This window comes from Rhodococcus sp. NPDC006774 (genome assembly GCF_040636045.1).
Taxonomy (GTDB): domain Bacteria; phylum Actinomycetota; class Actinomycetes; order Mycobacteriales; family Mycobacteriaceae; genus Rhodococcoides.
This window is the reverse complement of record NZ_JBEYIW010000006.1, coordinates 41715-67531: the sequence shown is the minus strand read 5'-3', so window position 1 is coordinate 67531 and position 25817 is coordinate 41715. Positions and strand designations below refer to the sequence as shown.

Below are 25817 nucleotides of genomic sequence, written 5' to 3'. Positions count from 1 at the left end.
GCACTTTTCCACACCACTGCGGCGGAGCCGCATAGTCTGGCGGGATGAAGATTCGCGGCGCAGTACTCGAAGAAATCGGCCGATCTCGTCCCTTTGCGGACTCGCATCCCATCACCGTCTCCGACCTCGAGCTCGGCTCGCCCGGAGACGGCGAACTGCTGATCCGGATCGAAGCCGCGGGGCTGTGTCACTCGGATCTGTCGGTGGTCGACGGCAATCGAGTTCGTCCGGTCCCGATGCTGCTCGGCCACGAGGCCGCAGGCCGCGTCGAGGAAGTCGGCCCCGGTGTCGACGACATCGCGGTCGGCACTCGTGTCGTCATGACGTTCCTCCCGCGCTGCGGCGAATGCGCCGGGTGCGCCACCGACGGCCAGATGCCCTGCATCACCGGCAGTGCGTCGAACAATGCCGGGACGCTGCTCGGCGGCGGCATCAAGTTGCACCGTGACGGGGAAGAGGTCAAGCATCACCTCGGAGTCTCCGGATTCGCCACCCACGCGGTGGTCAGCCGAAAGTCGGTGGTGCCGGTCGAGGACGACATCCCGGCCGATATCGCAGCAGTCCTCGGTTGTGCGGTACTGACCGGCGGCGGCGCGGTGCTCAACGCCGGTACTCCGAAGCCCGGGCAGTCGGTGATGGTGGTGGGCCTCGGCGGCGTCGGCATGGCAGCTGTTCTGACGGCCGTCTCGGTGGGTGCCGGTGAGGTGATCGGAGTCGACGGGGTCCCGGACAAGCTCTCCACCGCAACCGATCTGGGTGCAACGCAGGTATATTCGCCGGCCGAGCTCGCCGAGAAGGGAATCAAGGCCGATATCGTCATCGAGGCCGCCGGCAACGCCCGAGCCTTCGAAACTGCCGTCGCTGCAACGGCTCCCGGCGGCAAGACCATCACGGTCGGTCTCCCCGCACCCGACGCCCGATCATCCATCTCGCCGCTGGGCCTGGTGGCGGAGGCGCGCACGATCATCGGCAGCTACCTCGGCTCGGCGGTGCCTGCACGCGACATCCCGACCTACGCCCAGATGTGGCGTGAGGGACGGCTTCCCGTCGAGAAGCTGATCTCGTCGAGAATCACGTTGGACGAGATCAACCGCGGCATGGACGAATTGGCCGACGGTAACGCGATCCGTCAGGTCATCGTCTTCGACTGAGTTTCAGCTGTCTTCGACCGAGCATCAGCGGTGGGCCGCCGTGGCGACCCACCGGCCACGTTGCTTCGAGATCTCGATGGGATGGTCGAAACACTCACTGATGTTCTCGGTGGTCAGCACCGCGTCGACGGCACCCTGCGTCTGCACTCTTCCGTCACGGATGAGCAGGGCGTGGGTGGTCGAGGTCGGGATTTCCTCGAGGTGATGAGTCACCAGAATGCTGGCCAAAGTCGGGTGTTCGGCGCGCAGCGAGTCGAGTGCACTCAGGAGTTGTTCGCGGGCAGCGAGATCGAGCCCGGTGGCGGGCTCGTCGAGCAGCAGCAGCGCCGGGTCGGGAAGTAGAGCGCGCGCGATGAGCGCTCGGCCCCGCTCACCTTGCGAGAGCGTGTGCCACGACGCGTCGAGTCGATGGGCGACACCGAGGGACTCGACGAGTCGGTGAGCCCGGGCGGTTTCGCTGTCGGTGGCCGACCATCTCGGGATCAGATCCGGTGTGTTGGTCAGTCCGGTCAACACGACCTGGAAGAGCGTCAGCGGAGCCTCGACCCTCAGGCGTGGATCGACGTGGCCGATGTGCGTCCGCAACTCGCGCATGTCCACACGCCCGAGGCGATGGCCCAGAACGTGCACGGAACCGTGAGTGGGATGGACGAGCGCGCCCAGCAAGCTGAGCAGGGTGGATTTGCCCGCGCCGTTGGCGCCGAGCAATACCCAGTGCTCGCCCTCCTCGACCCGCAGCGTTGCATCGCTGAGCAGGTATCGGCCACCGCGGACGAGATCGACTCGGTCGGCGAACAGGACGCTGGAAGTCACCGGACGACCGTAGCGGCCGGGGCAGACCGTGGAGAAGTAGGCTCTGAAGTCGGTAGAAGCGACAAGACGACGACGAAACGAGTGTGGGTACGACGTGAGTGCAACGGCACCTGTTCGAGTAGGGGTACTGGGGTCACGCGGCAAGGTAGGTCAGGCCATCTGTGCCGCCGTCGAGGCAGCCGACGATCTCGAGCTCGTGGCGACCGTCGACCAGGGCGATCCGCTGGCGAACTTCGTCGACGCGAACGCCCAGGTGGTCGTCGATTTCACCCATCCCGACGTGGTGATGGAGAACCTGCAGTTCCTGATCGAGCAGGGCATCCATGCAGTGGTCGGCACCACCGGATTCGATGAGCAGCGCCTCGAACAGGTTCGCGAATGGCTGGCGGGATCGCCGCAGACGGGTGTGCTGATCGCGCCGAACTTCGCCATCGGAGCGGTGCTGTCGATGCGGTTCGCACAGCAGGCCGCCCGGTTCTTCGACTCGGTCGAGGTGATCGAACTGCACCACCCCAACAAGGCCGATGCGCCGTCGGGAACGGCGTACCGCACTGCCGCGCTGATTGCCGAGGCACGCGCCGCCGCAGGTACTCCGCCGAGCCCCGACGCGACGACGACCGAACTCGACGGCGCACGTGGTGCCGACGTGGACGGAGTGCGTGTGCACTCGATCCGGCTCGCGGGACTCGTTGCGCATCAAGAGGTTCTGCTCGGCACGCAGGGGGAGACGCTGAGCATTCGGCACGACTCGCTCGATCGCACGTCCTTCGCGCCCGGAGTCCTTCTCGGAGTCCGCGAGATCGCCGGGCGACCCGGGTTGACCGTCGGCCTCGATCCGCTGCTGGATCTGTGAGCTGATCGACGGTGAACAAAACGACGAAGGTGCTCGCCATCATCACGGTGATGGTGCTGATCCTCGGCTTCTACTTCTTCCTGCTCGGCCAGCGCGGTGTGACGCTGATCCAGAACGGCGGCGTGGCCAGTATCTCCTTGGGGATCGGGGTCCTGCTGCTGCCGATACTCGGGTTGTGGATCGTGTGGGCCACCCTCAAAGCCGGCTTCGACCACCAGAGGCTGGCCTCGCGCATCCACGAGGAGGGCCTCGAACTCGACGTCGCGGATCTTCCGCGTAGGCCGTCGGGACGGATCGAACGCGATGCCGCAGACGAGTTGTTCCAACAGGTCAAGACCGAATGGGAGAAGGATCCGGACAACTGGCGAAACTCCTATCGTCTGGCTCGTGCCTACGATTACGCCGGTGACCGCGGGCGGGCCCGCGAGACGATGAAACGTGCTGTGGCACTGGAACGCGCAGAGAACTGACACCGGTGACGCGCACCCTTCTGGTCGTTCATCACACCCCGAGCCCGCTCACTCGTGAGCTGCTCGAGGCAGTTCTCGACGGCGCGCACGACCCCGAGATCACCGGCGTGGACGTGCGCAGTGTGCCTGCACTCGGCGCTACCGTTCCCGATGTGCTTGCCGCAGATGGGTTTCTGTTCGGAACACCGGCGAATTTCGGATACATGAGCGGAGCTCTGAAACACTTCTTCGACACCGTGTACTACCCGTGCCTCGGTGCCGTTGCCGCAAAGCCCTACGCCGCTTGGGTTCACGGCAACGACGACACCGTTGGTGCCGGACGGGCCATCGAGAAGATCGCGACGGGTTGGGGCCTCGAGAAGGTCTTCGGCACCGTGCACCTCGCCGAGAGCGGCAAGCCCGCACGTGAACGCTGCTACGAACTCGGCGGAACTGTCGCAGCGGGGCTGTCGGTCTGACGGATACCGTGTGTCCGTGAACGTCGACCGATATGCCCGATTCCTGCCCGAGCAGTATCGGCCGGTACCAGGGGAGAAGCCGGAGTCGACGTTCTGGATGTGGCGCGACACGCGCGTTCACATCGCCCGCGCTGCGCGGCCCGAATCGAAGGTCCGTGTCATGGCCCTGCACGGTGCCGGGGGTTACTCCGGTCTGCTGTGGCCGTACGCCGCTGTCGCCGTTCGAGAGGGCGTCGAGGTGATGTGCCCCGACCTGCCTCTCTACGGAGACACCGTCGTCTCGGACCCCGCGTCCGTTCGCTACCGCGACTGGATCGATCTGCTGTGCGAGCTCGTGGTTGCCGAGAAGTCTCGCGACGGCCGTCCTCTCGTCCTGTTGGGCGCAAGCATGGGAGGCATGCTCGCGTACGAGGTAGCGCACCGAACGGGGCTGGTGGACAGGGTGATCGCCACCTGTCTGCTCGACCCGGCCGATCCCGGCGCCCGCCGTGCTGCGGCGAGATTCGACGTGCTCGGCTGGCCCGCACCACAGCTGCTTCGGCTGCTCGCCGGCGTCGCGAGCCGAGCACGCATTCCCGTCAGGTGGATGGCCGACATGGCGAACATGAGCCTGGACGCGGAGCTGTCCGGCCTGTGTGCACGTGACCCCAGAGGCGGCGGAGTGCGTGTTCCGATCGGCTTCCTCGCGTGCTTCTTCGGCTACTCGCACACCCGACCCGAGAACTACGACGGTCCGCCGATACTGCTGACCCACCCCGCCGACGACCGGTGGACGCCACCGGAGGTCAGTATCCGCTTCCTGGAACGCATTCGGGCCGACACCGAGATCGTCATGCTCGACGGGTGCGGTCACCTGCCCGTCGAGGAACCCGGGCTGACCCAACTTGCCGACACCATGAGGTCCGTTCTGGGACGCTACTGACTCAGTCGGAATTCTCGGGGGAGTCCGGGAGCAGAATGTCATCGGCCGGGATCGGTAGCGGAATTTCGAGCAGGCGTTCCGGCCAACTCGGATAAGCGGGCCGAATCCACACTCGGTTGTCGTCGAGTTGCGTCATCAGCACCCGCCGCCACTGCCAATCCTCCTGCGGTGCAGACAGATCGGTCTCGGATTCCAATGGCAGGGGTGCCTTCGTCCAGTGTGGAGCCGACAGCGATGCCAGACCGCGATCCTCGAGGTGCGCGATGGCAGTCTCGATCGGAACGCCCTGCGCAACGGTGATTCCGGCGGGATTGACGGCATCGACCACATAGCCGTCGTCGTACTCGTCCTGCGCACTCGTGCCGTGCCCGACGGTCCACCCGATCACCTCGCCGTCGGAGGCTCGTCTCACCGGCAATCTGCTGCGCCACCGCTCGATATCCACTGCCTCGAGGATACGCGGGTCAGAATGTGAGTTCGGTGAAGAAACTATTCGCGGTTGTGAGCGAGTAGAGCGGTGGCCGTGTTTGACTGCAGGGGATAGTGCAATTTTGTACCGAATTCTATCGCAAGGGATTTCGATGACCCTCCGCATTCTCGACCGCTCTGCCATCGTCGCGACACCAGAGTGGAGCCGCTGGTTGATACCACCGGCCGCGCTGTCCATTCACCTCGCGATCGGGTCCGCCTACGCGTGGAGCGTGTTCAAGAACGCCATCTCGCAGCCCGACGCACTCGGGCTCAGCGGCACCGTCACCGCCATTCCGTTCCAGCTCGCCATCGTGATGCTCGGCCTGTCCGCGGCGATCTTCGGGACCCGCGTCGAGAAGAACGGCCCACGATGGGCCATGGCCGTCTCTCTGGTCTTCTTCGTCTCCGGACTGCTGCTGTCCGCGCTCGGCATGGCCCTCGGACAGTTCTGGCTGGTGATCTTCGGCTACGGATTCGTCGGCGGTATCGGCCTCGGAATCGGCTATATCTCACCCGTCTCGACCTTGATGAAATGGTTCCCGGACAGGCCGGGAATGGCCACCGGTATCGCCATCATGGGATTCGGCGGCGGCGCACTCATCGCGTCCCCGCTCACCAGCCAGCTGATGGTGAACTTCGGCGGTTTCACCGACGGTTCGATCGCCAAGACGTTCCTCACGCTGGGCGTCGGATACGCGGTGTTCATGGCGCTGGGAGTCGTTCTCATTCGAGTGCCCGCCGAGGGGTGGACACCGGCAGGGTGGACCCCGCCCGCGTCGTCGTCGATGATCTCGACGCACAACGTCTCGGCCGCGAACGCAGTGAAGACACCGCAGTTCTGGCTGCTGTGGGTCGTCCTGTGCTTCAACGTCACTGCCGGAATCGGCATTCTCGAACGTGGATCGGGCATCTATCAGGACTTCTTTCCCGACGCCACCTCGCCCGAATCGCTCGCCGCGGCTGCGGCCGGTTTCGTCGCGTTCCTCTCCCTGACCAACATGATCGGACGGTTCGTCTGGTCTTCGGTATCCGATGTGGTGGGGCGTAAGAACATCTATCGGATGTACCTCGGTATCGGTGCACTGCTGTACCTCTACATCGCCTTGTTCACCAACACCAACAAGATCCTGTTCATGGTCTCGGCCCTGCTGATTCTCTCGTTCTACGGTGCGGGTTTCGCGACGGTTCCGGCCTACCTCAAGGACCTCTTCGGTACGTATCAGGTGGGCGCGATCCACGGACGACTCCTCACCGCGTGGTCGGTGGCCGGTGTGCTGGGGCCGCTGATCGTCAATGCCATCGCCGACGCCGGAGAGCCCGGCACCACCGGCCGATATCTGCCGGCGTTCTACGTGATGATCGGTCTGCTGGTGGTCGGGTTCCTGGCCAACGAAGCCATCAAGCCGGTTGCATCGAAATACCACGAAGCCGATCCGGCGAAGGCCGCGACGACCACAGGAGCGAAGGCATGAGCGGCGGACAGAGGCAGGTCACGATGGCGGTCGCATGGGCCTGGGTTGCCGTGCCGTTCGCCTACGGGCTGTACGAATTGATCCTCAAGGCGGCGAACCTGTTCAGCACCTGAGTCGATGTGTCGGTGGGCCGTGACAGGCTGATCCGATGCAGGAGATGAGTGCCGCCGCCGCTCGTCGTACCGCGCTGGCCGCCCAAGGGCTGGCATCGAGACGGTCGCGAACTCGGCCGGCGAGCAAGACCGCAGTTCACGCAGCCATCGACACCACCGGGTTGTTGCAGATCGACTCGGTGTCGGTGGTGGTGCGCGCGCACTACGCACCGGTGTTCAGTCGCGTCGGTGCCTACGACCGCACGATCGTCGACGACGCCGCATGGACCGACACCGCGCGTCGGCCTCGTCGATTGGTGGAGTACTGGGCCCACGAGGCCGCACTGCTGCCCGTCGAGGACTGGCCGCTGATGCGGTGGCGAATGGAGTTGTATCGACACGGGCGGTGGGGCGGAGCCGCCCACATTCTCGATCGCGAACCGACTCTCGTCGACGACGTCCTCGCGGTGATCGGCGACAACGGTGCGGCCAGCGCCGGTGACATCGAGAAGCACCTCGAGGTGGACACACCCGGTCGTAAAGGGCCCTGGTGGGATCGCAGCGATGTCAAGGTCGTCTGCGAACAGCTGTTCGCGGCAGGCGTGGTGACCGTGCCGGCACGGACGGGATTCGTGCGCCGGTACGAGCTCAGTGAACGAGTGATCCCGGAGAACGTTCTGCACAGGCGCGTCGACGAACCGGAGGCGACACGTCGACTCATCGAAAAGTCCTCGCGGGCACTGGGAATCGGTACCGAGCCGGATCTGAGGGACTACTACCGGCTCTCGCAGAAGCAGGCGAAGGCGGCGATCGGCGAACTGGTCGAGGACGGTGTGCTCGACCAGGTGACCGTCCGAGGCTGGAACGCACCGGCATACCTGCACCGCGAGGCGAGAACACCGCGAACGGCCACCGCCGCCGCACTGCTGTGTCCGTTCGATCCGATGATCTTCTACCGGCCGCGGGTGCAGCGAATTTTCGATTTCCACTACCGAATCGAGATATACACCCCACAGCACAAGCGAGTTCACGGCTACTACGTGTTTCCCTTTCTGCTCGACGGGCATCTGGTGGCCCGCGTCGATCTCAAGGCAGTGCGGGCGCAGTCCGAACTGCACGTGATCGCGGCGTACGTCGAGGGCGACCGCAACGCCGGTGACATCGCGCCTCGACTACGAGAGGTACTGCGCGAGATGGCGGATTGGCTCGAACTCGAACGCGTGGTGGTGGGGGACCGGGGAGACCTCGTCGCCGCATTGCGTTGACGCCTGCCGGCCTGGTCGAATCCTGCCGAAGTGCACTCGGGCAGGATCGGTGCCACTATTCGAACCGTGACTTCACGCCGGACGGACACCGCCACGGAACTCCCACCCCAGGTCGTCGTCCTGTTCGGGGCGACAGGAGACCTGGCCAAGCGAAAACTGTTGTCCGGGATGATGCATCTGGCGCTGTCCGATCTCGCGCCGAACATCCGGGTCGTCGGCACATCGCTGGAAGAGCTGTCGACCGACGAATTCCGCGCTCTCGCTCGCGAATCGATCAACACCCACTCGAGTCGCAAGGTCGGCGACGAGCAATGGAGTCGTTTCGCCTCGCGACTGACCTACGTGTCGCAGAAGGCAGGACCGGCGGCGCTGGGGGAGGCCGTGGCCGAGGCCGAGATCGAGCTCGGAGGAAGCGCCAAACGGCTGCACTACTTGTCGGTTCCCCCGAGAGCTGCTCTGGCAGTGGTGGATACGCTCGCGTCGGCAGATCTGGTGAAGCGCTCCCGGATCATCATGGAGAAGCCGTTCGGCACCGACCTCGAGAGCGCGATCGCACTGAACGCCCGGGTTCACGAAACGTTCGACGAGGATCAGATCTTCCGAATCGATCACTTTCTCGGCAAGGAGCCCGCGCAGAACATCCTGGCCTTCCGCTTCGCCAACGGGTTGTTCGAGCCGATCTGGAACCGAAACTTCATCGATCACGTCCAGATCGACATCCCGGAGAAGCTCGCCCTGGACGGGCGCGCCGGATTCTACGAATCCACCGGTGCGTACAGGGACATGGTGGTCACCCACCTGTTCCAGGTGCTGGCGTTCATGGCGATGGAACCGCCGACGGCGCTCGAACCCCGCGCCATCAGCGAGGAGAAGAACAAGGTCTTCCGATCCATGATGCCGCTGGACCCGAAAAACGTTGTGCGAGGCCAGTACACGGGCTATCGCTCGGAGGAGGGGGTGGCTGCCGATTCCGACACCGACACCTTCGTGGCACTCAAGTGCGAGATCGACAATTGGCGCTGGGCCGGAGTGCCCTTCTACCTGCGCAGCGGAAAACGCCTCGCCGAGGGGCAACGCATCATCTCGATCGCCTTCAGGGAACCACCGAAGAGCATGTTCCCGGTCGGCTCGGGCGTGGGTGCGCAAGGTCCCGACCACCTGACCTTCGATCTTGCGGACGCCTCGAAGGTGTCACTGTCGTTCTACGGTAAGCGCCCCGGTCCCGGAATGCGCCTGGACAAACTCAGCATGCAGTTCGCAGTTCACGAAACCGAACGAGTCGGCGACGTACTCGAGGCCTACGAGCGGCTGATTCTCGACGCCATGTACGGCGACCACACGCTGTTCACCACGGCCGAGGGCATCGAGCGGCTGTGGAAAGTGTCCGAACCGCTGCTCGCCGACCCGCCCCCGGTTCGCCTGTATGCACCGGGCTCGTGGGGGCCCAACGCCATTCATCAACTCATCGCTCCACACGCATGGCGGTTGCCGTTCGAGCGGGAGTGGCGCGAGAAGAAGTAGGGCCGATCAGTTGTTCCAGCCGCGATCCTTGCGCATCTGATCGCGCAGTGCGCCCTGAACCGCTTGCGACAACCACGAATTGAGTGACACTCCGCTGTTGTTCGCGGCGTCCTCGGCACGTTCCTTGATCTGTTCGACCAGTCGCAGCGTCACCCGTCGGACCTCACCGGACACGTCGTCCATGGTCGGGTAGTCCTCGGTGACGGGCTCCGCCGGATCGCCGTCGTGCAGGCCGGGAACGGGGCTTTCGCGTCGAACATCCGCGTGCGCCTGCGTACCGTCGAGGCGAACTGTGACCGTATGTCCGTCCAGGTCGTTCGATACCTCTGCTGCGAAGTCCGACAGCGCCGTGAGCAGCATCAATCTGGCCGAGGCTTCCGCCGTCTTGCCGAGTGCTTCGGCCGTCGTACGGGTGTGCTCGTCTCCCAGAGCGGCCGCCGCGAGTAGATCCGTGCGTAGCGACGCGGTGTACTTGTCCAGTTCCATGACGCCAGTGTGGCGTCATAGTTGACGTCGGTCAAGCACCCCTGGTGACGTCATGCGGCAGCGTCATGACGTCATCGTTCGCCGGGCATCGGTGCCGCGTTTAGGGTTGTGCGGTGTCAGCAGAAAACGAAGGTAGAGCTGTGCCGCGGACGGTTGCGCTGAGAGTGCAACTGGTTGCCCGAACCGAGTTCGTTCCGCCGGTCGACATTCCCTGGGAAACCGATGCGGACGGCGGGCAGGCGTTGGTCGAGTTCGCCGGACGTGCCTGCTATCAGAGCTGGTCCAAGCCCAACCCCCGGACCGCGACCAATGCCTCGTATCTGCGTCATCTGCTCGATGTCGGACACCTCTCGGTTCTCGAACACGCGAGCGTGAGCTTCTACATCACCGGAATCTCGCGATCGTGCACGCACGAGCTGATCAGGCACCGGCACTTCTCCTACTCGCAGCTCTCGCAGCGATTCGTTCCCGAGCACGACGCCAACGTGGTTCTTCCGCCGGCTGTCGAGGGTGATCCCGAGCTCGAGGCGTTGTTCGCGTCGGCGACCGAGGCGAGCCGGGCGGCGTACACCGAGCTGCTCGGTGCGCTGGAGGGAAAGCTGGAATCGGTCACCAATGCCGCCCTGCGGGGCAAACAGGCGCGGCAGGCGGCCCGGTCGGTGTTGCCGAACGCGACCGAGACGCGCGTGGTGGTGAGCGGAAACTACCGTGCATGGCGGCATTTCGTGTCGATGCGTGCCTCGGAGCACGCAGACGTGGAAATTCGCCGTGTTGCCGTCGAATGTCTGCGTAAGCTCGTGGGAGTGGCTCCGGACGTGTTCGGCGACTTCGAGATCTCGACGCTGCCGGACGGCACGGAAGTGGCCCGCAGCCCGTTCGTGACCGAGGTCTGACGGCGAGGTTCGGTTGCGGCCGAGACCGGGTACACGTGGCGAGTGTCGGCGGGGAGTCCCGCTGCGCGAGAGTGCGTAAAGCACCGGGTAATCTGCTGCCATGACCTACGGTGACGCCGCTCCTTCCGTTGCGCCTGTGTTCGGTACGGTGCTCACCGCCATGGTGACCCCGTTCACAGCGGACGGTAAGCTGGATATCGATGCGGGCGTTCGGCTGGCACATCATCTCGTCGAGCAGGGCAACGACGGCTTGGTTCTGGCCGGAACGACGGGCGAATCGCCCACCACCACCGAGAACGAGAAGCTCGAACTGCTCCGCGCGGTGATCGCTGCGGTCGGCCATCGAGCTCGCATCATCGCGGGGGCCGGCAGCAACGACACCGCGCACAGCGTCGAACTCGCTCGTGACGCCGCCCGTGCAGGCGCACACGGTCTCTTGGTGGTCACCCCGTACTACTCCCGGCCACCGCAGGCCGGCTTGTATGCACACTTCACCGCGGTCGCGAACGCCACCGACCTGCCCGTGATGCTCTACGACATTCCGCCGCGGTCGGTAGTCCCCATCGAGACCGAGACGTTGCGTCGGCTGGCCGAGCATCCGCGGATCCTCGCGGTCAAGGACGCCAAGGGCGATCTGAACGCCGGTGCCGAACTGATCGCGTCGACCGGATTGCAGTTCTACTCCGGCGACGACCCGCTGAACCTGCCCTGGCTGTCGGTCGGGGCAACCGGCTTCGTCAGTGTCATCGGCCACCTCGTTCCGGCTCGTCTCCGTGAGCTGCACACCGCGTTCATGATGGGCGATATCGCGCGTGCACAGGCGATCAACGTCAGCCTCATTCCGGTCATTCGTTCGGTCGCGCGCCTCGGTGGCGTCAGCGCATCGAAGGCCGGCCTTCGCCTCATCGGAATCGATGTCGGCGAACCACGACTTCCCCAGGTGCCTCCGAGCATCGACCACATCGAATTGCTCGCAGCAGAGCTGCGGGCGGCAGGAGTTCTTGTATGACACGACCGAACAGATCGCGCGGACGCGCAACCCGAAACGCCGGACCCCCCTCCGAGCGTCCGGCCCCGAAGCAGGGCCAACCGGCAGGGGCCAGGCAGGGCAAGCCGATGGTGCAGAACTCGGCGCGCACTCAGCGTCCCGACAAACGTCGTGAATTCGACCCGACGGAGCGTCTGGGTACACCTCCGAAGGCCCCGTTCAAGGGCCTGCGAGTGGTCGCGCTCGGCGGTATCGGCGAAATCGGTCGCAACATGACGGTGTTCGAGCATCAGGGCAAAATGCTGATCATCGACTGCGGCGTGCTCTTCCCCGAGGACCAGCAGCCGGGTGTCGACCTGATCCTGCCCGACTTCCGGCACATCGAGAACCGCATGGCCGACGTCGAGGCCGTGGTTCTGACACACGGTCACGAGGACCACATCGGTGCTGTCCCGTTCCTGCTTCGACTGCGTCCCGACCTGCCCGTCGTCGGATCCAAGTTCACCCTCGCGCTCGTCGCGGCCAAGTGCCGTGAGCACCGGTTGCGGCCGAACCTCGTCGAGGTCATCGAAGGTCAGCACACGCAGCACGGACCGTTCGACTGCGAGTACTTCGCGGTGAACCACTCGATTCCCGACGCGCTCGCCATCGCCATCAGAACCGACGCCGGTCTGGTGCTGCACACGGGTGACATCAAGCTCGATCAGCTGCCGCTCGACGGCCGGCTGACGGACCTGGCCGGCTTCTCGCGGCTCGGCGACGAGGGTGTCGACCTGTTTCTGGTCGACTCCACCAATGCCGAGGTGCCCGGATTCGTCACGCCCGAACGTGAGATCGGCGGAGTGCTCGACACCGTCATCGGCAAGGCGAAGCAGCGCGTCATCGTCGCGTCGTTCGCCAGTCACGTGCATCGCATCCAGCAGGTCATCGATGTCGCCGAGCGGTACAACCGTCGGGTGGCATTCGTCGGTCGGTCGATGGTCCGCAACATGCAGATCGCTCAGGATCTCGGCTATCTGCGTGTGCCCGACGGCCTCGAGGTCAATGTCGACACTGCCGCAACGCTTCCCGACGACCGGTTGGTACTGATCTCCACCGGTTCGCAGGGCGAGCCGCTGTCGGCGCTGTCCCGTATGGCTCGCGGCGAGCATCGCCAGATCAACGTCAAGGCGAACGATCTCGTGGTGCTGGCGTCCTCGCTCATCCCCGGCAACGAGAACTCGGTGTTCGCTGTGGTGAACGGCCTCGCCAAGCGTGGTGCGACCGTCGTGACGCAACAGAATGCGAAGGTTCACGTCTCGGGCCATGCCTCGGCCGGTGAGCTGCTGTACCTGTACAACGCGGTTCGACCCACCAATGCCATGCCGGTACACGGCGAGTGGCGTCACCTGCGCGCCAACGCGGCACTGGCCAAGGCGACCGGTGTCCCCGAGGAGCGTGTGGTGCTGGCCGAGGACGGCGTGGTCGTCGACATGGTCGACGGTCTCGCCGAGATCGTCGGACAGGTGCCCGTGGGGCATGTGTACGTCGACGGCCTCTCGGTCGGTGACGTCGGTGATTCGACGCTGTCCGATCGACTCGTACTGGGCGAGGGCGGATTCATCGCGATCAGCGTCGCCGTCGATTCGGCCACCGGACGTGCAGTGACCGCACCCGAGGTGTCCGGTCGCGGATTCTCCGACGATCCGGCCGCACTCAAGGAAGCCGGTCAGCTCGTCGAGTCGGAGTTGCAGCGTCTGGCATCCGACGGCGTGTCCGATACGCACCGCATCGCGCAGGCAGTGCGTCGTGTCGTCGGTCGGTGGGTGGCGGACAAGTATCGCCGCAAGCCGATGATCGTTCCGACGATCATCGCGGTCAAGCCGCAACCGCAGTCGAACTAGGCGTGCCCGCAGCCGAACTGGACGCGATCGTCTAGACGAGTAGTCGCCAGAGTCCGATCAGACCGAGAACGACGATGGCACCACGCAGGGCCGCCGGCGAGAGCCGGCGGCCGTAGCGTGCTCCGACGGCTCCACCGATCAGGGAGCCGACCGCGATCAGTCCGGCTGCCTGCCAGCTGATGTCGTCGAATCGAAAGATCGTGTACGTCACCGCTGCAACGACATTGACGACCAGCGACAACAGATTCTTGGCTGCGTTCATCCGCTGCATCGTTTCGGGGAGCAGTGCCCCCATCACCCCGATGAGCAGAATGCCCTGTGCTGCAGTGAAATAGCCGCCGTAGATTCCCACCAGCAGAGTGCCGCCGGTGACCAAGGCCATCCTGGTCCGGCTGATGTGGTTCGCGGCCTTGCCGGCGGCCTCCGATCGCCGCTTGGCCCAGGCCTGGATTCTCGGTTGTGCGACAACGAGAATCAGCGCACCGATGAGCAACACCGGAACCACTGCGGCGAAGACGGTTTCGGGTAGATGCAACAGCAGCCAGGCCCCGCCGAGCGCTCCGAAGAACGAGGCGGGCAACTGCCACCGAAGTCGATGCCACTGTCCGCGCAGTTCGCGGCGATAGCCCCACGTGCCCGAGACGCTTCCCGCGACCAGTCCCACGGCGTTGGACATGGTGGCGACCACCGGCGGGTAGCCGAATGCGACCAACGTCGGAAACGTGATCAGCGTCCCGGAACCGACGACGGCGTTGATTGCTCCGGCTCCGAGTCCGGCGAGCAGGATGACGAGAATTTCCGATACCGGCACTGTTGGGAGGCTACCGACGCCTCGGGCGCGTCGAACATCGGGGAGTGTGGGGCCGGCGGGATGCCGTCGGTCGGCTCGGGACGTACCGTGGTCGGTGTGAGCCTTGCCCAGGATGAACGTTCTCAGCTGGTCCAGACCCTTCTCGACGTGGGTCCCGATGCGCCGACGCTCTGCGGTGAGTGGACAGCGGCAGATCTCGCAGCGCATCTCGTCGTCCGCGAGCGACGCCTGGACGCATCGCCTGGCATTTTTCTTTCTCCGCTCGCGGGGTACACGGAACGCGTCCAGCGTTCCGTGGCGAACAAGCCGTTCACGACAGTGGTGGAGGACGTGCGGACGGGGCCGCCTATCTGGTCGCCGTTCGCACTGCTGGATCCGCTGATCAATCTCGGCGAGATGTTCGTTCATCACGAGGATCTGCGCCGGGCAGGCGAGAACTGGACTCGGCGAGTGTTGCCCAGTGCGGTGGAGACCCGGCTCTGGCCACAGGTTCGTCTGGTGGGTCGGGGCGGTCACCGCTCCTCGCCCGTACCTGTCCACGTGCGCACTCCCGATGGCCGACGGGCGACGTTCAAGGGCGGCTCGGGTCCCGGCGTGACCGTGGTGGGGGAGCCGTCGGAACTACTGCTCTACGCGTTCGGACGCGACCGGATCGAGGTGTTGTACGAGGGTTCGGCAGACGACGTCGCTGCTGTGAAGGCGCTCGATCTGAGCTTCTGACACATTCACCTCCGCTGTTACTGGTGTTGCGGATGGTTTCGACGGGGCTGTTGCGACTAGCCTGGGGGCATGGCAGGAAAGACCAGCACCTCCACCGCCAGGGCCGGGTCCAGCGGATCCGGCTCCGCGCGCGCGTCCGGCACCGCCCGTAAATCCGGCGGCGGCCGTACCGCGCGCACCGTCACGACGCCGAAGAAGCCCACCGCGCCGCGCAACCCGGCGACGTCCCGCGCGAACGCATCCTCGCGTGGCAAGGCCCCCGCCAGGGGCGCGTCGACGGCTCGGCGGCCTGCGGCGAAGAAGAAGTCACGCGGTGCCCTCGACGCGATCGGGCGGGGCATCGCGTCCACCTGGTCGATGGCGGCGCGCGGAGTCGGTGCCACGACTCGGACGGTGAGCAAGGCCGCCGACATCGAACACGGCCACCGGCGGGACGGAATTGCCCTCGGACTCATCGCCGTCAGTGTTGTCGTCGCCGCGAGTGTGTGGCTGAGCGCCGGGGGACCGGTCGGCGAATGGATCGAGGTGGGCATCCGCGCCGTCATCGGTGAAGCCGGTTACGTCGCGCCCGTGCTCGGTGTCGCAATCGCTGTCGTTCTGATGCGCTCCGAACCACATCCCGAGGTACGGCCGCGCCTGGTCCTGGGATCAATTCTGCTCGGCCTGCCGATCCTCGGACTGTGGCACATGGCCGCTGGTTCACCGACCGATGCCGCCGGCCGATCCGAGGGTGCAGGCTTCGTCGGATACGTGGCGGGTGGGCCCATCGCCGACGGCCTCACCGTATGGCTGGCCGTACCGTTGTTGCTGCTCGCCGGGCTGTTCGGAGTACTTCTGCTCACCGGTACCACCGTCCGCGACGTACCCGATCGGATGCGTGCACTGTTCGGCACCGACAGTCGCGGCGACGAATACGACGAGTACGACCCGGCCGACTTCGGCTCCGAGTTCGGTGACGAGGGCTACGGCGACTACGACAGCAACTTCGACGCCGACGGCTATCCCGTCCACGGCGGCGCGGATCCGTACGACAACTATCCGACCGAGGAATACATCCCGGTCGCCAAGCCGCCACGCGCGCGCAAGACCCCGCCACCCGAGGCCGCCACCGAGGTCATCACGCCTGCCGCGGCCGTTCCCACACCTGCCCCCGAGCCGGTCGCGGCCCCGCGGCCCAAGCCGAAGCCCATCGTGAAGGCAGCCGAACCGAAGCAGGCAGCCGAGGACGACAAGATCGTCGTCGATCGCGTCGTCGACGGGGATTACACGCTTCCGTCGCTGTCGCTACTGATCGACGGCGACCCGCCCAAGACCCGCAGCCAGGCCAACGACGCCATGATCGAGGCCATCTCCGAGGTACTCGAGCAGTTCAAGATCGATGCCGCGGTCACCGGTTTCACCCGCGGGCCCACGGTCACTCGCTACGAGGTGGAGCTGGGTCCCGGCGTCAAGGTCGAGAAGATCACCGCACTCGCACGCAACATCGCCTATGCGGTCGCGACCGACAACGTGCGCCTGTTGGCACCGATCCCGGGGAAGTCTGCGGTCGGTATCGAGGTGCCCAACTCGGACCGTGAGATGGTCCGCCTGGCGGACGTGCTGACTGCGCCGTCGACGCGAAAGGATCACCATCCGTTGGTGATCGGACTCGGTAAGGACATCGAGGGCGACTTCGTCAGTGCCAACCTCGCGAAGATGCCTCACTTGCTGGTGGCCGGATCCACCGGTTCCGGTAAGTCGAGCTTCGTGAACTCGATGCTCGTCTCGCTGCTCGCACGGGCGACGCCGGACGAGGTTCGGATGATCCTGATCGACCCGAAGATGGTGGAGCTGACGCCCTACGAGGGCATTCCGCACCTCATCACCCCGATCATCACGCAGCCCAAGAAGGCTGCCGCGGCGCTGGCGTGGCTCGTCGAGGAGATGGAGCAGCGCTACCAGGACATGCAGATCAACAAGGTCCGTCACATCGACGACTTCAACAAGAAGGTGCGCTCGGGCGAGATCACCGCACCCCTGGGCAGTGAACGCGTCTACCGGCCCTACCCGTACATCCTCGCGATCGTCGACGAGCTCGCCGACCTGATGATGACCGCCCCGCGCGACGTCGAGGAAGCAATCGTGCGGATCACGCAGAAGGCTCGCGCCGCCGGTATCCACCTGGTGCTCGCCACCCAGCGACCCTCGGTCGACGTCGTGACCGGTCTGATCAAGACGAACGTGCCGTCGCGTCTGGCCTTCGCCACCTCGTCGCTGACCGACTCCCGCGTCATCCTGGACCAGCCGGGCGCGGAGAAGCTGATCGGCATGGGCGACGCGCTCTTCCTGCCGATGGGTGCCGGTAAGCCGACGCGTCTGCAGGGTGCGTTCATCACCGACGAGGAAATCGCTGCCGTCGTCGACTTCGCCAAGAACCAGGCCGAGCCCGAGTACAACGACACCGTCACCGCAGCGAAGGTCTCGGACAAGAAGGACGTCGACCCCGACATCGGCGACGACCTCGACGTGCTGTTGCAGGCGGTCGAGCTGGTCGTGACGAGCCAGTTCGGTTCGACGTCGATGCTGCAACGCAAGCTTCGAGTCGGCTTCGCCAAGGCCGGGCGATTGATGGACCTGATGGAGAATCGCGGAGTCGTCGGCCCGAGTGAGGGATCGAAGGCCCGCGAGGTGCTCGTCAAACCGGACGAGCTCGACGGTCTGCTGTGGTCGATCAAGGGCGGCGACCCGGACGAGCAGCCCGCGTCGGACGAGTTCTGACGCTCCCGGTCGGGGTGAATGGACCATTGCAGCCGTCTCGGCGGTGCAGTGGTCCATTCACGCGAACCGGGTGATCGGAAAGATCAGGACGTGAAGGTGCCCATGACGGGCGTCCACTCGTGGAACGTCGCCGACTCGATCAGGTTCTCCACCGCGAACGGGTCCTGTGCGAACAGCGTTTCGACGGTGGCGGCATCCGGGCCGTCCACCAGCAGCAGCGCCCCGCTGCCGTCGGCGTACGGTCCGCTCGACACCAGGGTCTTCTGCTCGAGCAGATCGGCCAGCCAGGCGCGGTGGGCTGCGCGATGGGTGTCGCGTCCGTCCGTGGTGGCGGGTGAGTAGGTGTAGCTGACGGCGATCAGGGGCATGGAGCTCTCTTCCGGATTCGAGGGGTGATCCAAGAATTCTGTCAGAGCGACAGCAGCATCCGCGTGTTGCCCAGAGTGTTCGGTTTGACGTAACTCAGGTCGAGGAACTCCGCCACGCCGGTGTCGTACGAACGGCACATCTCCGCGTAGACCTCGGCCGTCACGGGGGTTCCGTCGATCTCGGCAAACCCGTGTCGAGAGAAGAAGTCCACCTCGAACGTCAGCACGAACACCTTCTGCAGCGCCAGATCACGAGCGACCTCGATCAGTTTGGCGACGATCAGGTGGCCTGCACCGTGCCCCTTCGCGGCGGGATCGACCGCGACCGTGCGAACCTCGCCGAGATCGGCCCACAGCACGTGCAACGCACCGCAGCCGATGATCTCGCCGTCACGCTCGGCGATCCAGAACTCCTGCACCGCCTCGTACAGGGTGACGAGATTCTTCTCGAGCAGAATGCGTCCGGCGTAGATGTCGATCAAACGCTTGATCTCGGGGATGTCGGAGGTCCTGGCGCGACGCACGACGAGGGTGCCGTCGCCGGCGGAGCCACGGTCCGCGATGTCGGAATGCACGTCGGATTCGGGGTCTGCGATGTCGCGACTCGCCCGATTCGGCCCAGAAGTCATGGGGTGAACAGTAGTCAGTACCTCAACCGATAAACTTTTCGTGTGTCGCTTCGTGAGCTGTGTCCCCGTCTCGGCGGATCGGTGCTGCGCAAAAGCCGACACACCGACCGGTACGTCTTCGACGGTTCGCGGGTGTGCCGATGAGTGGGCCGGTTGCGCCTGGTCACGGCGTTCCATCCAGTGGTGAGATCCCGAACGATCGCGCCTCCGGCACAGGGGAGACTCCGCGCAAGTCGGGGCTGCCCCACGGCAATGCCGTCTCCGGTGGACCGGACGAAGTGCCGTTGCTCAACATCGCGAACGTTCTCACGGTGCTCCGAATCGCACTGGTTCCGGTTTTTCTCGCAGCGCTGTTCGTCGGCGACGGCCAGGACACGTCGTGGCGACTGGCGGCAACCGCGATCTTCGCCGCTGCTGCCATCACCGACCGGATCGACGGTCAGTTGGCCCGCAAGTACGGTCTCGTCACCGATTTCGGGAAGATGGCCGACCCCATCGCGGACAAGGCGCTGATCGGTGCCGCGCTCGTCGGACTGTCGATGTTGGGCGATCTGTCGTGGTGGGTGACGGTGATCATCGGGGTGCGGGAGATCGGTATCACCGCCGTGAGGTTCGCCGTCATCCGGCACGGCGTCATCCCCGCAGGCCGCGGCGGCAAGGTGAAGACTCTGGTGCAGACGTTCGCGATAGGGGTGTACCTGTGCCCGCTGCCGAGCGTCGTGGACCCGGTGGCGGTTGCGTTGATGGCGCTCGCGGTACTGCTCACGGTGTACACCGGCCTGGACTACGTGGTGCAGGCCGTTCGCCTGCGCCGAGGCGTGACCTCGACGTGAATCGTTCCGACGTGACCTCGACAGCGGCCATGTCGAACGGGAGCGAGCAGACCGACGATTCGGCGAGATACAGTCTTGGCAGCCGTGTCGGAGCAACTTCGGCGCGTGTTGGAGTGAACGGGCATATAGGGTCGGGAACCAATCGGACCGGCTGGGACGTTGAACATCGTGACGGCTCCGGACGAACGAGATATGAACGTTGTCGTCTCGACGGCACAGACGTCGGCACGAACACCAACGAGGAGGAGCGAGATGGCGCTGCTATTGCGTGAAGCACTCGGCGACAGTTTGCGGCGTACTCGCGTCGCACAGAGCCGAACCCTGCGTGAAGTCTCGAACACCGCACGCGTCAGCCTCGGATACCTCTCCGAGGTGGAACGCGGTCGCAAGGAGGCGTCGAGTGAACTCCTCGCCGCGATCTGCGACGCCCTCGCCGTCCCGCTCTCGGACGTCATGAGCGATGTCAGTGTGACACTGTCCGACGCCTCCACCGCCGCCGCGCGGCTCGACGAGGCGGCGGTCGCCACCCGCATCGACGGCGATACTCGCGTCGTGATTCCGGCACCTGCTGCCAGAGCTCTCGCCGCCGCCTAAGATCGGAAAAGTACTCAGTTTCCACTCCTGACCCAGACCACGCACCCGACTTTCACAGCACGGACAGGTTCATTTCGGTCACTGCGAGAGCAGCCGACCCGTACGCGGCCACCGCGGCGCAACAGATGGAGGCAGGACCACCCCATGGCTAATCCTTTCGTCAAAGCCTGGAAGTACATGATGGCGCTCTTCAATTCCAAGATCGACGAGAAGGCCGACCCCAAAGTTCAGATTCAGCAGGCGATCGAAGACGCGCAGCGGCAGCATCAGGCACTGTCCCAGCAGGCCGCGTCCGTCATCGGTAATCAGCGCCAGCTCGAGATGAAGCTCAGCAGGCAGCTGGACGAGGTCGAGAAGCTCAACGCCAACGCACGGCAAGCGGTGACGCTGGCCGATCAGGCCGCCACCGCGGGCGACATCGAAAAGGCCACGCAGTACACGAACGCAGCCGAGGCCTTCGCCGCGCAGTTGGTGACCGCCGAGCAGAGCGTCGAGGACCTGAAGGTCCTGCACGACCAGTCTCTGCAGGCGGCCACTCAGGCCAAGAAGGCCGTCGAGCAGAACGCCATGGCTCTGCAGTCGAAGGTCGCAGAACGCACCAAGCTGCTCAGCCAGCTCGAGCAGGCGAAGATGCAGGAGAAGGTCAGCGAGTCCCTGCGGTCGATGGACAGCACCCTGTCCGCGCCCGGAAACACCCCGAGCCTCGACGCCGTACGCGACAAGATCGAGCGTCGCTACGCCGATGCCCTTGGATCGGCGGAGCTGGCTCAGAACTCGGTCTCCGGTCGCATGATGGAGGTCCAGCAGGCTTCCGTGCAGATGGCGGGCCACAGCCGCCTGGAGCAGATCCGCGCTTCGATGGCAGGCGACTCGCTGCCGTCCGGCAACGCCGCGGCGAAGCCCTCGATTGCAAAGTCCCCGGACGCGACGCCCGAGCCTCCGGCTCAGGCGTAGATCGACCTGACGAACAGCTCGGTCGTCCGACAAGAGCGTCGACATGGGTAGAAGAGAACACGAATCCGGCCGGTCGCGTAAGCGGCCGGCCGTTTCGCTCGATCGAGAGGCCGTGACCTCAGCCGTCACCGAGTCCGGCGCGGTGGTGAGGTCTCTGGCGGAATCCGCTCGTAGTGTCGGTACCTCGATTCTCGACGCCGCCGGACGTCGAAGAGACCCGCGCGTCAAGCATCTGAAGAAGATTCGCCGCGCCAGACGACGCGGAATCAGGTTCGGTGCCGCGTCCACGACGACCGCGGTGGGAACTGCGGGGATGGCCGTGCTGTCGGCCCCGGAGTGGACTTTGTTCGTGGGCGGCGGTAGCGCTGCCCTGATGGCCGTGCCTGCGGCATTCGCGGTGACGCGGTTGCGGCGTCTTCGAGCCCAACCGGTCCCCGTTGGCCTACCGACCAAGCGTGTGTCGCCGCAGCGCGGATCCGCCGCGTACGAGTCGATGACTCGACTGGCCGGTGCCGAGCAGAGTCTGTTCGAGTTGTTGGGGATCCTGGCGAGGTCCGAGACGATCGGTGCCGACGACGTCGAGGAGATGATCGGTGTGACGTCCGATGCAGCCCGCGGTCTCGAAGGAGTGGCCGTGGACATCGCCGCTCTGGAACGTGCGGGGGCAGCGAGCGCAGTGACCCGCGAGCATCTGCGCGGCGGGATAGCCTCGGCTGCAGCCGAACTCGCCACCGGGGTCGATCAGTACGAGCAGCTCGTCGCTGCGGCCGCGCGGATGACCGGACCGGCCGGATCGGTGTCGGCTACGGTCGTGGAATCGCATCGACGCGAGCTGCTGTCGGCGACGGATCGATTGCAGGGATGGGCCGAGGCGCTCACCGAGATCGACGCTATCCGGGCCCGACACCGCTGAGACAATTCAGGGTTCACCCCCGATGTGCTCGTCGCGCTCGGGTGCCAGTATCGAAGTACGCGATACGACACGGTGCGCGGCGACACGGTAGGAGCACTCATGTTCTGGAAAGTACTGGGATTCATCGTTCTGATCTGGATTGCGCTTGCGCTTCTGGGCACCATCATCAAGGGCGTCTTCTGGCTCGTGGTTGCAGGCGCGATCGTGTTGGGGCTGGTGTGGCTGTACAAGGCGATTTCCTCGAACGACGACCGTTCGTCGCTGAAGTTCTGACCCAGCGGTCAGGTTCACCTTCGAGGTACAGAACCCCGATCGACGAACACTCGAAGTGCCCGCGGTACGCAGCGAGCGGTGACAGGTAGTTCGGCGACGCGCTCACCGTCCGCGTAGGCGATGATTCCGTCGCACCGCAGGGTGACCTGCGTCGAGGTGTATGTATCGACCTCGGGCAGGTCGATGTGTGTTCCCCGATAGAGAGTCGGCGACAGAGTGAGCAGTCGCGTCCGACTCACCCCGCGAACGACGGTGACATCGAGCAGACCGTCGTCCACCCGCGCGGCAGGGCACACGACCATGCCGCCTCCGTAACTCCTGCCGTTTCCGACCGCCACCAAGGTGGCGTCCAGACGAAGCTCGGCATCGTCCAGTTCGATGACGTACGGGAGCTTTCGGAGTGACGCCAGCTGCAGCATCATGGCCGCGTTGTACCGGAGAGGTCCACGCGGCCAGCGCAGTCGAATGGCCCTCTCGGTGACCAGCGAGTCGAAACCACTGGAGAGGACGGTGGCGAACCAGCGTTCGCCTGTTCGTCCGAGATCGATTGCGCGCGTGGCATTGTCGGCGACGATGTCGGCTGCGCGAGCAGGATCGTCGAGAGGCAGTCCCAGGGTTCGTGCCAGATCGTTGCCGGTGCCGGCCGGGATCAGGCCCATCGGGACATCGGTGTCGGCGAGCACTTGAACGACGAGATTGACGAGCCCGTCGCCGCCGACCGCGACCACGGCCTCCGTACCGCTGCCGACGGCCTTCTCCAACAATGTCAACGCGTCCCCGGGGGTGCGGCCCTCGATGGTCGTCACGTGCAGTTCCCGCTCCCGCAGGCGCGCCACGGCGCTCCGTCCGGCGTGCCCTGCCCGCCCACCGCCGGCCATCGGATTGGTCAACACCGTCACCGATCGGGTCATGGCCGCACCGATTCGTCTGTCACATCGATCAGCTTGCCAGGGTTGACGATTGCCGTGGTGGTGACCGAGGCGATTCGTGGCCGAATGCCTCCGGCGTGCATCGCGCATGCGTGATATCGGTGACTTTCGGGCCGAATGTGCGTGTAACCGTGAGGTACTGTAACGAAAGAGACTGTTGTCGCTTGAAGTTCAGTACTTTTGTCCGAATTGCGAAGGGTGGCACGTGATCGAGCAGCCGGTGTCGAGTCTTGCCTCGTCCGAGCCCCCCCAATCGTCTTCCCGAACCGATGCTCCCGAGAAATCGGTCGAAGACACCGTTCTCGACGCGGCCAAGTCCTGCATCCTCGAACACGGAGTGAAGCGCACGACCTTGGCGGAGATCGCGCGTCGCGCCAAGGTCAGCAGGCCCACCGTGTACCGGAGATGGGCCGATACACGAGCAGTGGTGTCGAGCCTGCTCACTCGTGAGATCGGTGCCCTGATCCCGAGTTTCGACGCCACCGCGTCGGCTCGCGATCAGCTCGTGACTGCCGTCGGTGAAGTAGCGGACCGCATTCGGCTCCATCCGCTGTTCGTCAAGATTCTGCGTTCCGATTCCGACGTACTCGCCACCTACATTCTGCATCGACTCGGAACCAGTCAGGCGTTGATCATCGACGCACTGTCTTCCTTGGTCGTTGCCGGACAACGTGATTCCTCGATTCGTGCAGGGGATCCCACCACGCTGGCCACGCTGGTGCTCCTGATGGTGCAGTCCGCGGTGCAGTCCGCGGAGATGGTGTCCGAGCGCGTCTCCGGTAGCGAGGTGACCCGCCAGATGGCGTATGCAGTGGACAGTTACCTCCGGCCCGAGACTGCGTGAACGAGGCTGCGTCGACCTGATCTCGGCACACGTGGAGCAGGACGGCTCGAGTGTGGCACGCTGGGTTCGTGCGAGTAGCAGTGGTGGCCGGGCCCGATCCGGGGCATGCCTTTCCGGCAATCGCGCTGTCTCTGCTCTTCCGTGCGGCGGGCGACGAACCGATCCTGTTCACCGGTAGCCGGTGGGTACCCGACGCGCACGCCGCGGGGCTACGTGCGCTTCCTTTGGGTGGTCTTGCGCCGCGGCCGGAAGACGACGATCTCGATGCCGGACAACGTATCCACTCACGGGCGGCGTTCGTCTCGACCGAGTTGCTGCCCGACCTCGAGCGGGAGAACGTCGATCTCGTCGTGTCCGACATCCTGACCGCAGGGGGCGGCATGGCGGCCGAGCGGCTCGGTATCCCCTGGGTCGAGCTCTCGCCCCATCCACTGTATTCGCCCTCGAAAGGGTTGCCTCCCATCGGAAGTGGCCTGGCTCCGGGTACCGGTGTTCGTGGCAGGCTGCGCGATACCGTGATGCGTGCGTTGACGGCACGCTCGATCGCTCAGGGGCGAGCTCAGCGGTCCACAGCGCGGACGAGCATCGGACTGCCTGCCGAGGATCCGGGCCCGGCGGCTCGGCTCGTCGCCACGATTCCGGCGCTCGAGGTGCACCGCCCCGACTGGCCGAAGGACGCACACGTGGTCGGCCCTCTGCTGTGGGAACCGACGGACGACCTGCTCGATACTCCGGACGGCTCGTCACCGCTGGTGATGGTCGCGCCGTCGACAGCGTTCACCGGAGCGGAAGGAATGCTCGAGATGGCGTTGAAAGGGTTGGACGGCAGGGGAGTCCGGGTCGTTGCCTCCGTTCTCGACGGCGGCCCCGACGTACTCCCGAGCTGGGCGAACGCAGGTCTGGGCCGGCAGGACGAACTGCTGCGCCGTGCCGATGTGGTGGTGTGCGGCGGTGGTCACGGCATGCTGGCCAAGGCGCTCATTCACGGTGTTCCGGTGGTGACCGTGCCCGGCGGTGGTGATCAGTGGGAGCTGGCGAATCGGGCTGCCCGGCAGGGGAGTGCCGTCATCGTGCGGCCCCCGACGCCGACCTCGATCGCCGACGCGGTGGCCACCGTACTGTCCGATCCCCGCTTCTCCAGGGCGGCGGCGACGGCGTCGGACGGGGCGAAGTCCGTCGAGGATCCGGTGTCCGTCTGTCATCGGGTGCTCGCCCGCAGCACTCCAGGGCGCGGGCGTTAGGGTTGTCGTTGTGCGTCTGACCGAATTTCGTGAACTGCTCACCGAGGAGTTCGGCTCCGTTCGAGGCAATTCCTTGCTGACCGATCATGTGCTGTCCGGGATCGGACGGACCGGGGCTCAGGCCATCGAGGAGGGCGTCGACCCGAGAGAAGTATGGCGCTCGATCTGCTACGAGTTCGACGTTCCGAAAGAACGCTGGTAGCTCCGTAGGTC

General features: G+C 65.3%; 28 protein-coding genes. 21 read left to right on the top strand and 7 right to left on the bottom strand.

The features are described from left to right. The first annotated feature begins 44 nt into the window (after window positions 1-44). On the top strand, window positions 45-1151 hold the full coding sequence (locus ABZ677_RS11210) for an alcohol dehydrogenase catalytic domain-containing protein (RefSeq protein ID WP_094634269.1): 1107 nt from the start codon (window positions 45-47) through the stop codon (window positions 1149-1151). A gap of 24 nt (window positions 1152-1175) precedes the next feature. Here ABZ677_RS11210 and ABZ677_RS11205 read toward each other — a convergent pair whose 3' ends face one another. Beyond that, window positions 1176-1964, bottom strand: coding sequence for an ATP-binding cassette domain-containing protein (locus ABZ677_RS11205; protein ID WP_358369276.1), 789 nt, complete (start codon window positions 1962-1964; stop codon window positions 1176-1178). Window positions 1965-2058: 94 nt separating this feature from the next. On the opposite strand from ABZ677_RS11205, the gene dapB reads away from it, so the two are divergent. From dapB to ABZ677_RS11185, 4 genes are read left to right on the top strand one after another with little or no spacing between them, the layout of a single operon-like run. Further along, window positions 2059-2817 (top strand): 4-hydroxy-tetrahydrodipicolinate reductase, encoded by a 759-nt coding sequence (gene dapB / locus ABZ677_RS11200; RefSeq protein WP_358369273.1) that lies wholly within the window; start codon window positions 2059-2061, stop codon window positions 2815-2817. Between the two features lie 50 nt (window positions 2818-2867). Continuing rightward, window positions 2868-3287 carry a hypothetical protein gene (locus tag ABZ677_RS11195; RefSeq protein WP_052047573.1) on the top strand — a complete coding sequence of 140 codons (420 nt, stop codon included), beginning with the start codon at window positions 2868-2870 and terminating at the stop codon, window positions 3285-3287. Window positions 3288-3292: 5 nt separating this feature from the next. Further along, the gene (locus ABZ677_RS11190; RefSeq protein ID WP_358369271.1) at window positions 3293-3745 is read left to right on the top strand and encodes an NAD(P)H-dependent oxidoreductase; all 453 of its coding nucleotides are present in this window, start codon (window positions 3293-3295) and stop codon (window positions 3743-3745) included. Between the two features lie 16 nt (window positions 3746-3761). Then, a complete protein-coding gene (locus tag ABZ677_RS11185; protein ID WP_358369268.1) occupies window positions 3762-4667 on the top strand; it encodes an alpha/beta hydrolase in 906 nt (301 codons plus the stop codon). A gap of 1 nt (window position 4668) precedes the next feature. On the opposite strand, the gene ABZ677_RS11180 is transcribed toward ABZ677_RS11185, so the two are convergent. Continuing rightward, entirely contained in the window at window positions 4669-5112 is a 444-nt protein-coding gene (locus ABZ677_RS11180; RefSeq protein WP_358369266.1) for a hypothetical protein, read from the bottom strand. Between the two features lie 136 nt (window positions 5113-5248). Between ABZ677_RS11180 and ABZ677_RS11175 the strand changes: the two genes are divergently transcribed. From ABZ677_RS11175 to zwf, 3 genes are all read left to right on the top strand, one after another. After that, a complete protein-coding gene (locus tag ABZ677_RS11175; protein ID WP_037189540.1) occupies window positions 5249-6610 on the top strand; it encodes an OFA family MFS transporter in 1362 nt (453 codons plus the stop codon). A 148-nt stretch (window positions 6611-6758) separates the two neighbouring features. Beyond that, window positions 6759-7967, top strand: a complete 1209-nt coding sequence (locus tag ABZ677_RS11170) for a crosslink repair DNA glycosylase YcaQ family protein (protein WP_358369263.1) — start codon at window positions 6759-6761, stop codon at window positions 7965-7967. Window positions 7968-8033: 66 nt separating this feature from the next. Next, complete coding sequence (gene zwf / locus ABZ677_RS11165) at window positions 8034-9488, top strand: glucose-6-phosphate dehydrogenase (protein WP_037190126.1); 1455 nt, start codon at window positions 8034-8036, stop codon at window positions 9486-9488. A gap of 6 nt (window positions 9489-9494) precedes the next feature. On the opposite strand, the gene ABZ677_RS11160 is transcribed toward zwf, so the two are convergent. Continuing rightward, a complete protein-coding gene (locus tag ABZ677_RS11160) occupies window positions 9495-9974 on the bottom strand; it encodes a hypothetical protein (protein WP_358369259.1) in 480 nt (159 codons plus the stop codon). A 140-nt stretch (window positions 9975-10114) separates the two neighbouring features. Between ABZ677_RS11160 and thyX the strand changes: the two genes are divergently transcribed. The 3 genes from thyX to ABZ677_RS11145 all read left to right on the top strand — a co-directional run bounded on the left by thyX (window position 10115) and on the right by ABZ677_RS11145 (window position 13738). Continuing rightward, complete coding sequence (thyX, locus tag ABZ677_RS11155) at window positions 10115-10867, top strand: FAD-dependent thymidylate synthase (RefSeq protein WP_037189533.1); 753 nt, start codon at window positions 10115-10117, stop codon at window positions 10865-10867. Window positions 10868-10967: 100 nt separating this feature from the next. Further along, on the top strand, window positions 10968-11876 hold the full coding sequence (dapA, locus tag ABZ677_RS11150; protein WP_032377140.1) for a 4-hydroxy-tetrahydrodipicolinate synthase: 909 nt from the start codon (window positions 10968-10970) through the stop codon (window positions 11874-11876). A 107-nt stretch (window positions 11877-11983) separates the two neighbouring features. Continuing rightward, window positions 11984-13738, top strand: a complete 1755-nt coding sequence (locus tag ABZ677_RS11145; protein ID WP_037189531.1) for a ribonuclease J — start codon at window positions 11984-11986, stop codon at window positions 13736-13738. A 31-nt stretch (window positions 13739-13769) separates the two neighbouring features. On the opposite strand, the gene ABZ677_RS11140 is transcribed toward ABZ677_RS11145, so the two are convergent. After that, entirely contained in the window at window positions 13770-14549 is a 780-nt protein-coding gene (locus ABZ677_RS11140) for a sulfite exporter TauE/SafE family protein (protein WP_037189530.1), read from the bottom strand. 96 nt (window positions 14550-14645) lie between these two features. On the opposite strand from ABZ677_RS11140, the gene ABZ677_RS11135 reads away from it, so the two are divergent. After that, window positions 14646-15269, top strand: a complete 624-nt coding sequence (locus tag ABZ677_RS11135; RefSeq protein WP_037190125.1) for a TIGR03085 family metal-binding protein — start codon at window positions 14646-14648, stop codon at window positions 15267-15269. A 69-nt stretch (window positions 15270-15338) separates the two neighbouring features. Further along, window positions 15339-18026, top strand: coding sequence for a DNA translocase FtsK (locus tag ABZ677_RS11130; protein ID WP_358369253.1), 2688 nt, complete (start codon window positions 15339-15341; stop codon window positions 18024-18026). A gap of 83 nt (window positions 18027-18109) precedes the next feature. Here ABZ677_RS11130 and ABZ677_RS11125 read toward each other — a convergent pair whose 3' ends face one another. Both ABZ677_RS11125 and ABZ677_RS11120 read right to left on the bottom strand, forming a co-directional pair. After that, window positions 18110-18394: a YciI family protein gene (locus tag ABZ677_RS11125; RefSeq protein ID WP_094634276.1), complete on the bottom strand. Its 285-nt coding sequence runs from the start codon at window positions 18392-18394 to the stop codon at window positions 18110-18112. A gap of 41 nt (window positions 18395-18435) precedes the next feature. Then, window positions 18436-19023, bottom strand: a complete 588-nt coding sequence (locus ABZ677_RS11120) for an amino-acid N-acetyltransferase (RefSeq protein WP_230596219.1) — start codon at window positions 19021-19023, stop codon at window positions 18436-18438. A 239-nt stretch (window positions 19024-19262) separates the two neighbouring features. Here ABZ677_RS11120 and pgsA point away from each other — a divergent pair, with 239 nt between their 5' ends. The 5 genes from pgsA to ABZ677_RS11095 all read left to right on the top strand — a co-directional run bounded on the left by pgsA (window position 19263) and on the right by ABZ677_RS11095 (window position 22590). After that, window positions 19263-19856, top strand: coding sequence for a CDP-diacylglycerol--glycerol-3-phosphate 3-phosphatidyltransferase (gene pgsA, locus ABZ677_RS11115; protein ID WP_094634559.1), 594 nt, complete (start codon window positions 19263-19265; stop codon window positions 19854-19856). 252 nt (window positions 19857-20108) lie between these two features. Next, window positions 20109-20450: a helix-turn-helix transcriptional regulator gene (locus tag ABZ677_RS11110; RefSeq protein ID WP_032397883.1), complete on the top strand. Its 342-nt coding sequence runs from the start codon at window positions 20109-20111 to the stop codon at window positions 20448-20450. A 144-nt stretch (window positions 20451-20594) separates the two neighbouring features. After that, a complete protein-coding gene (locus ABZ677_RS11105; RefSeq protein ID WP_037189526.1) occupies window positions 20595-21404 on the top strand; it encodes a PspA/IM30 family protein in 810 nt (269 codons plus the stop codon). 112 nt (window positions 21405-21516) lie between these two features. After that, window positions 21517-22317: a hypothetical protein gene (locus tag ABZ677_RS11100; RefSeq protein WP_179274655.1), complete on the top strand. Its 801-nt coding sequence runs from the start codon at window positions 21517-21519 to the stop codon at window positions 22315-22317. A gap of 99 nt (window positions 22318-22416) precedes the next feature. Then, window positions 22417-22590, top strand: coding sequence for a hypothetical protein (locus ABZ677_RS11095; protein WP_037190120.1), 174 nt, complete (start codon window positions 22417-22419; stop codon window positions 22588-22590). 14 nt (window positions 22591-22604) lie between these two features. Here ABZ677_RS11095 and ABZ677_RS11090 read toward each other — a convergent pair whose 3' ends face one another. Beyond that, entirely contained in the window at window positions 22605-23501 is an 897-nt protein-coding gene (locus ABZ677_RS11090; protein WP_358369248.1) for a diacylglycerol kinase, read from the bottom strand. A gap of 223 nt (window positions 23502-23724) precedes the next feature. Here ABZ677_RS11090 and ABZ677_RS11085 point away from each other — a divergent pair, with 223 nt between their 5' ends. From ABZ677_RS11085 to ABZ677_RS11075, 3 genes are all read left to right on the top strand, one after another. Continuing rightward, the gene (locus ABZ677_RS11085; protein ID WP_230596218.1) at window positions 23725-24363 is read left to right on the top strand and encodes a TetR/AcrR family transcriptional regulator; all 639 of its coding nucleotides are present in this window, start codon (window positions 23725-23727) and stop codon (window positions 24361-24363) included. Between the two features lie 68 nt (window positions 24364-24431). Continuing rightward, the gene (locus ABZ677_RS11080; RefSeq protein WP_358369244.1) at window positions 24432-25604 is read left to right on the top strand and encodes a nucleotide disphospho-sugar-binding domain-containing protein; all 1173 of its coding nucleotides are present in this window, start codon (window positions 24432-24434) and stop codon (window positions 25602-25604) included. A 10-nt stretch (window positions 25605-25614) separates the two neighbouring features. Then, on the top strand, window positions 25615-25806 hold the full coding sequence (locus tag ABZ677_RS11075) for a DUF3046 domain-containing protein (protein WP_037189524.1): 192 nt from the start codon (window positions 25615-25617) through the stop codon (window positions 25804-25806). Window positions 25807-25817 lie beyond the last annotated feature (11 nt).

Coding starts and splice junctions, on each gene's coding strand:
- ABZ677_RS11090 (WP_358369248.1), bottom strand. CDS start 23,501: ATGACCCGATCGGTGACGGTGTTGACCAATCCGATGGCCGGCGGTGGG.
- ABZ677_RS11130 (WP_358369253.1), top strand. CDS start 15,339: ATGGCAGGAAAGACCAGCACCTCCACCGCCAGGGCCGGGTCCAGCGGA.
- dapA (WP_032377140.1), top strand. CDS start 10,968: ATGACCTACGGTGACGCCGCTCCTTCCGTTGCGCCTGTGTTCGGTACG.
- ABZ677_RS11125 (WP_094634276.1), bottom strand. CDS start 18,394: ATGCCCCTGATCGCCGTCAGCTACACCTACTCACCCGCCACCACGGAC.
- ABZ677_RS11120 (WP_230596219.1), bottom strand. CDS start 19,023: ATGACTTCTGGGCCGAATCGGGCGAGTCGCGACATCGCAGACCCCGAA.
- ABZ677_RS11210 (WP_094634269.1), top strand. CDS start 45: ATGAAGATTCGCGGCGCAGTACTCGAAGAAATCGGCCGATCTCGTCCC.
- ABZ677_RS11110 (WP_032397883.1), top strand. CDS start 20,109: ATGGCGCTGCTATTGCGTGAAGCACTCGGCGACAGTTTGCGGCGTACT.
- ABZ677_RS11160 (WP_358369259.1), bottom strand. CDS start 9,974: ATGGAACTGGACAAGTACACCGCGTCGCTACGCACGGATCTACTCGCG.
- ABZ677_RS11195 (WP_052047573.1), top strand. CDS start 2,868: ATGGTGCTGATCCTCGGCTTCTACTTCTTCCTGCTCGGCCAGCGCGGT.
- ABZ677_RS11175 (WP_037189540.1), top strand. CDS start 5,249: ATGACCCTCCGCATTCTCGACCGCTCTGCCATCGTCGCGACACCAGAG.
- ABZ677_RS11170 (WP_358369263.1), top strand. CDS start 6,759: ATGCAGGAGATGAGTGCCGCCGCCGCTCGTCGTACCGCGCTGGCCGCC.
- ABZ677_RS11145 (WP_037189531.1), top strand. CDS start 11,984: ATGGTGCAGAACTCGGCGCGCACTCAGCGTCCCGACAAACGTCGTGAA.
- ABZ677_RS11095 (WP_037190120.1), top strand. CDS start 22,417: ATGTTCTGGAAAGTACTGGGATTCATCGTTCTGATCTGGATTGCGCTT.
- ABZ677_RS11105 (WP_037189526.1), top strand. CDS start 20,595: ATGGCTAATCCTTTCGTCAAAGCCTGGAAGTACATGATGGCGCTCTTC.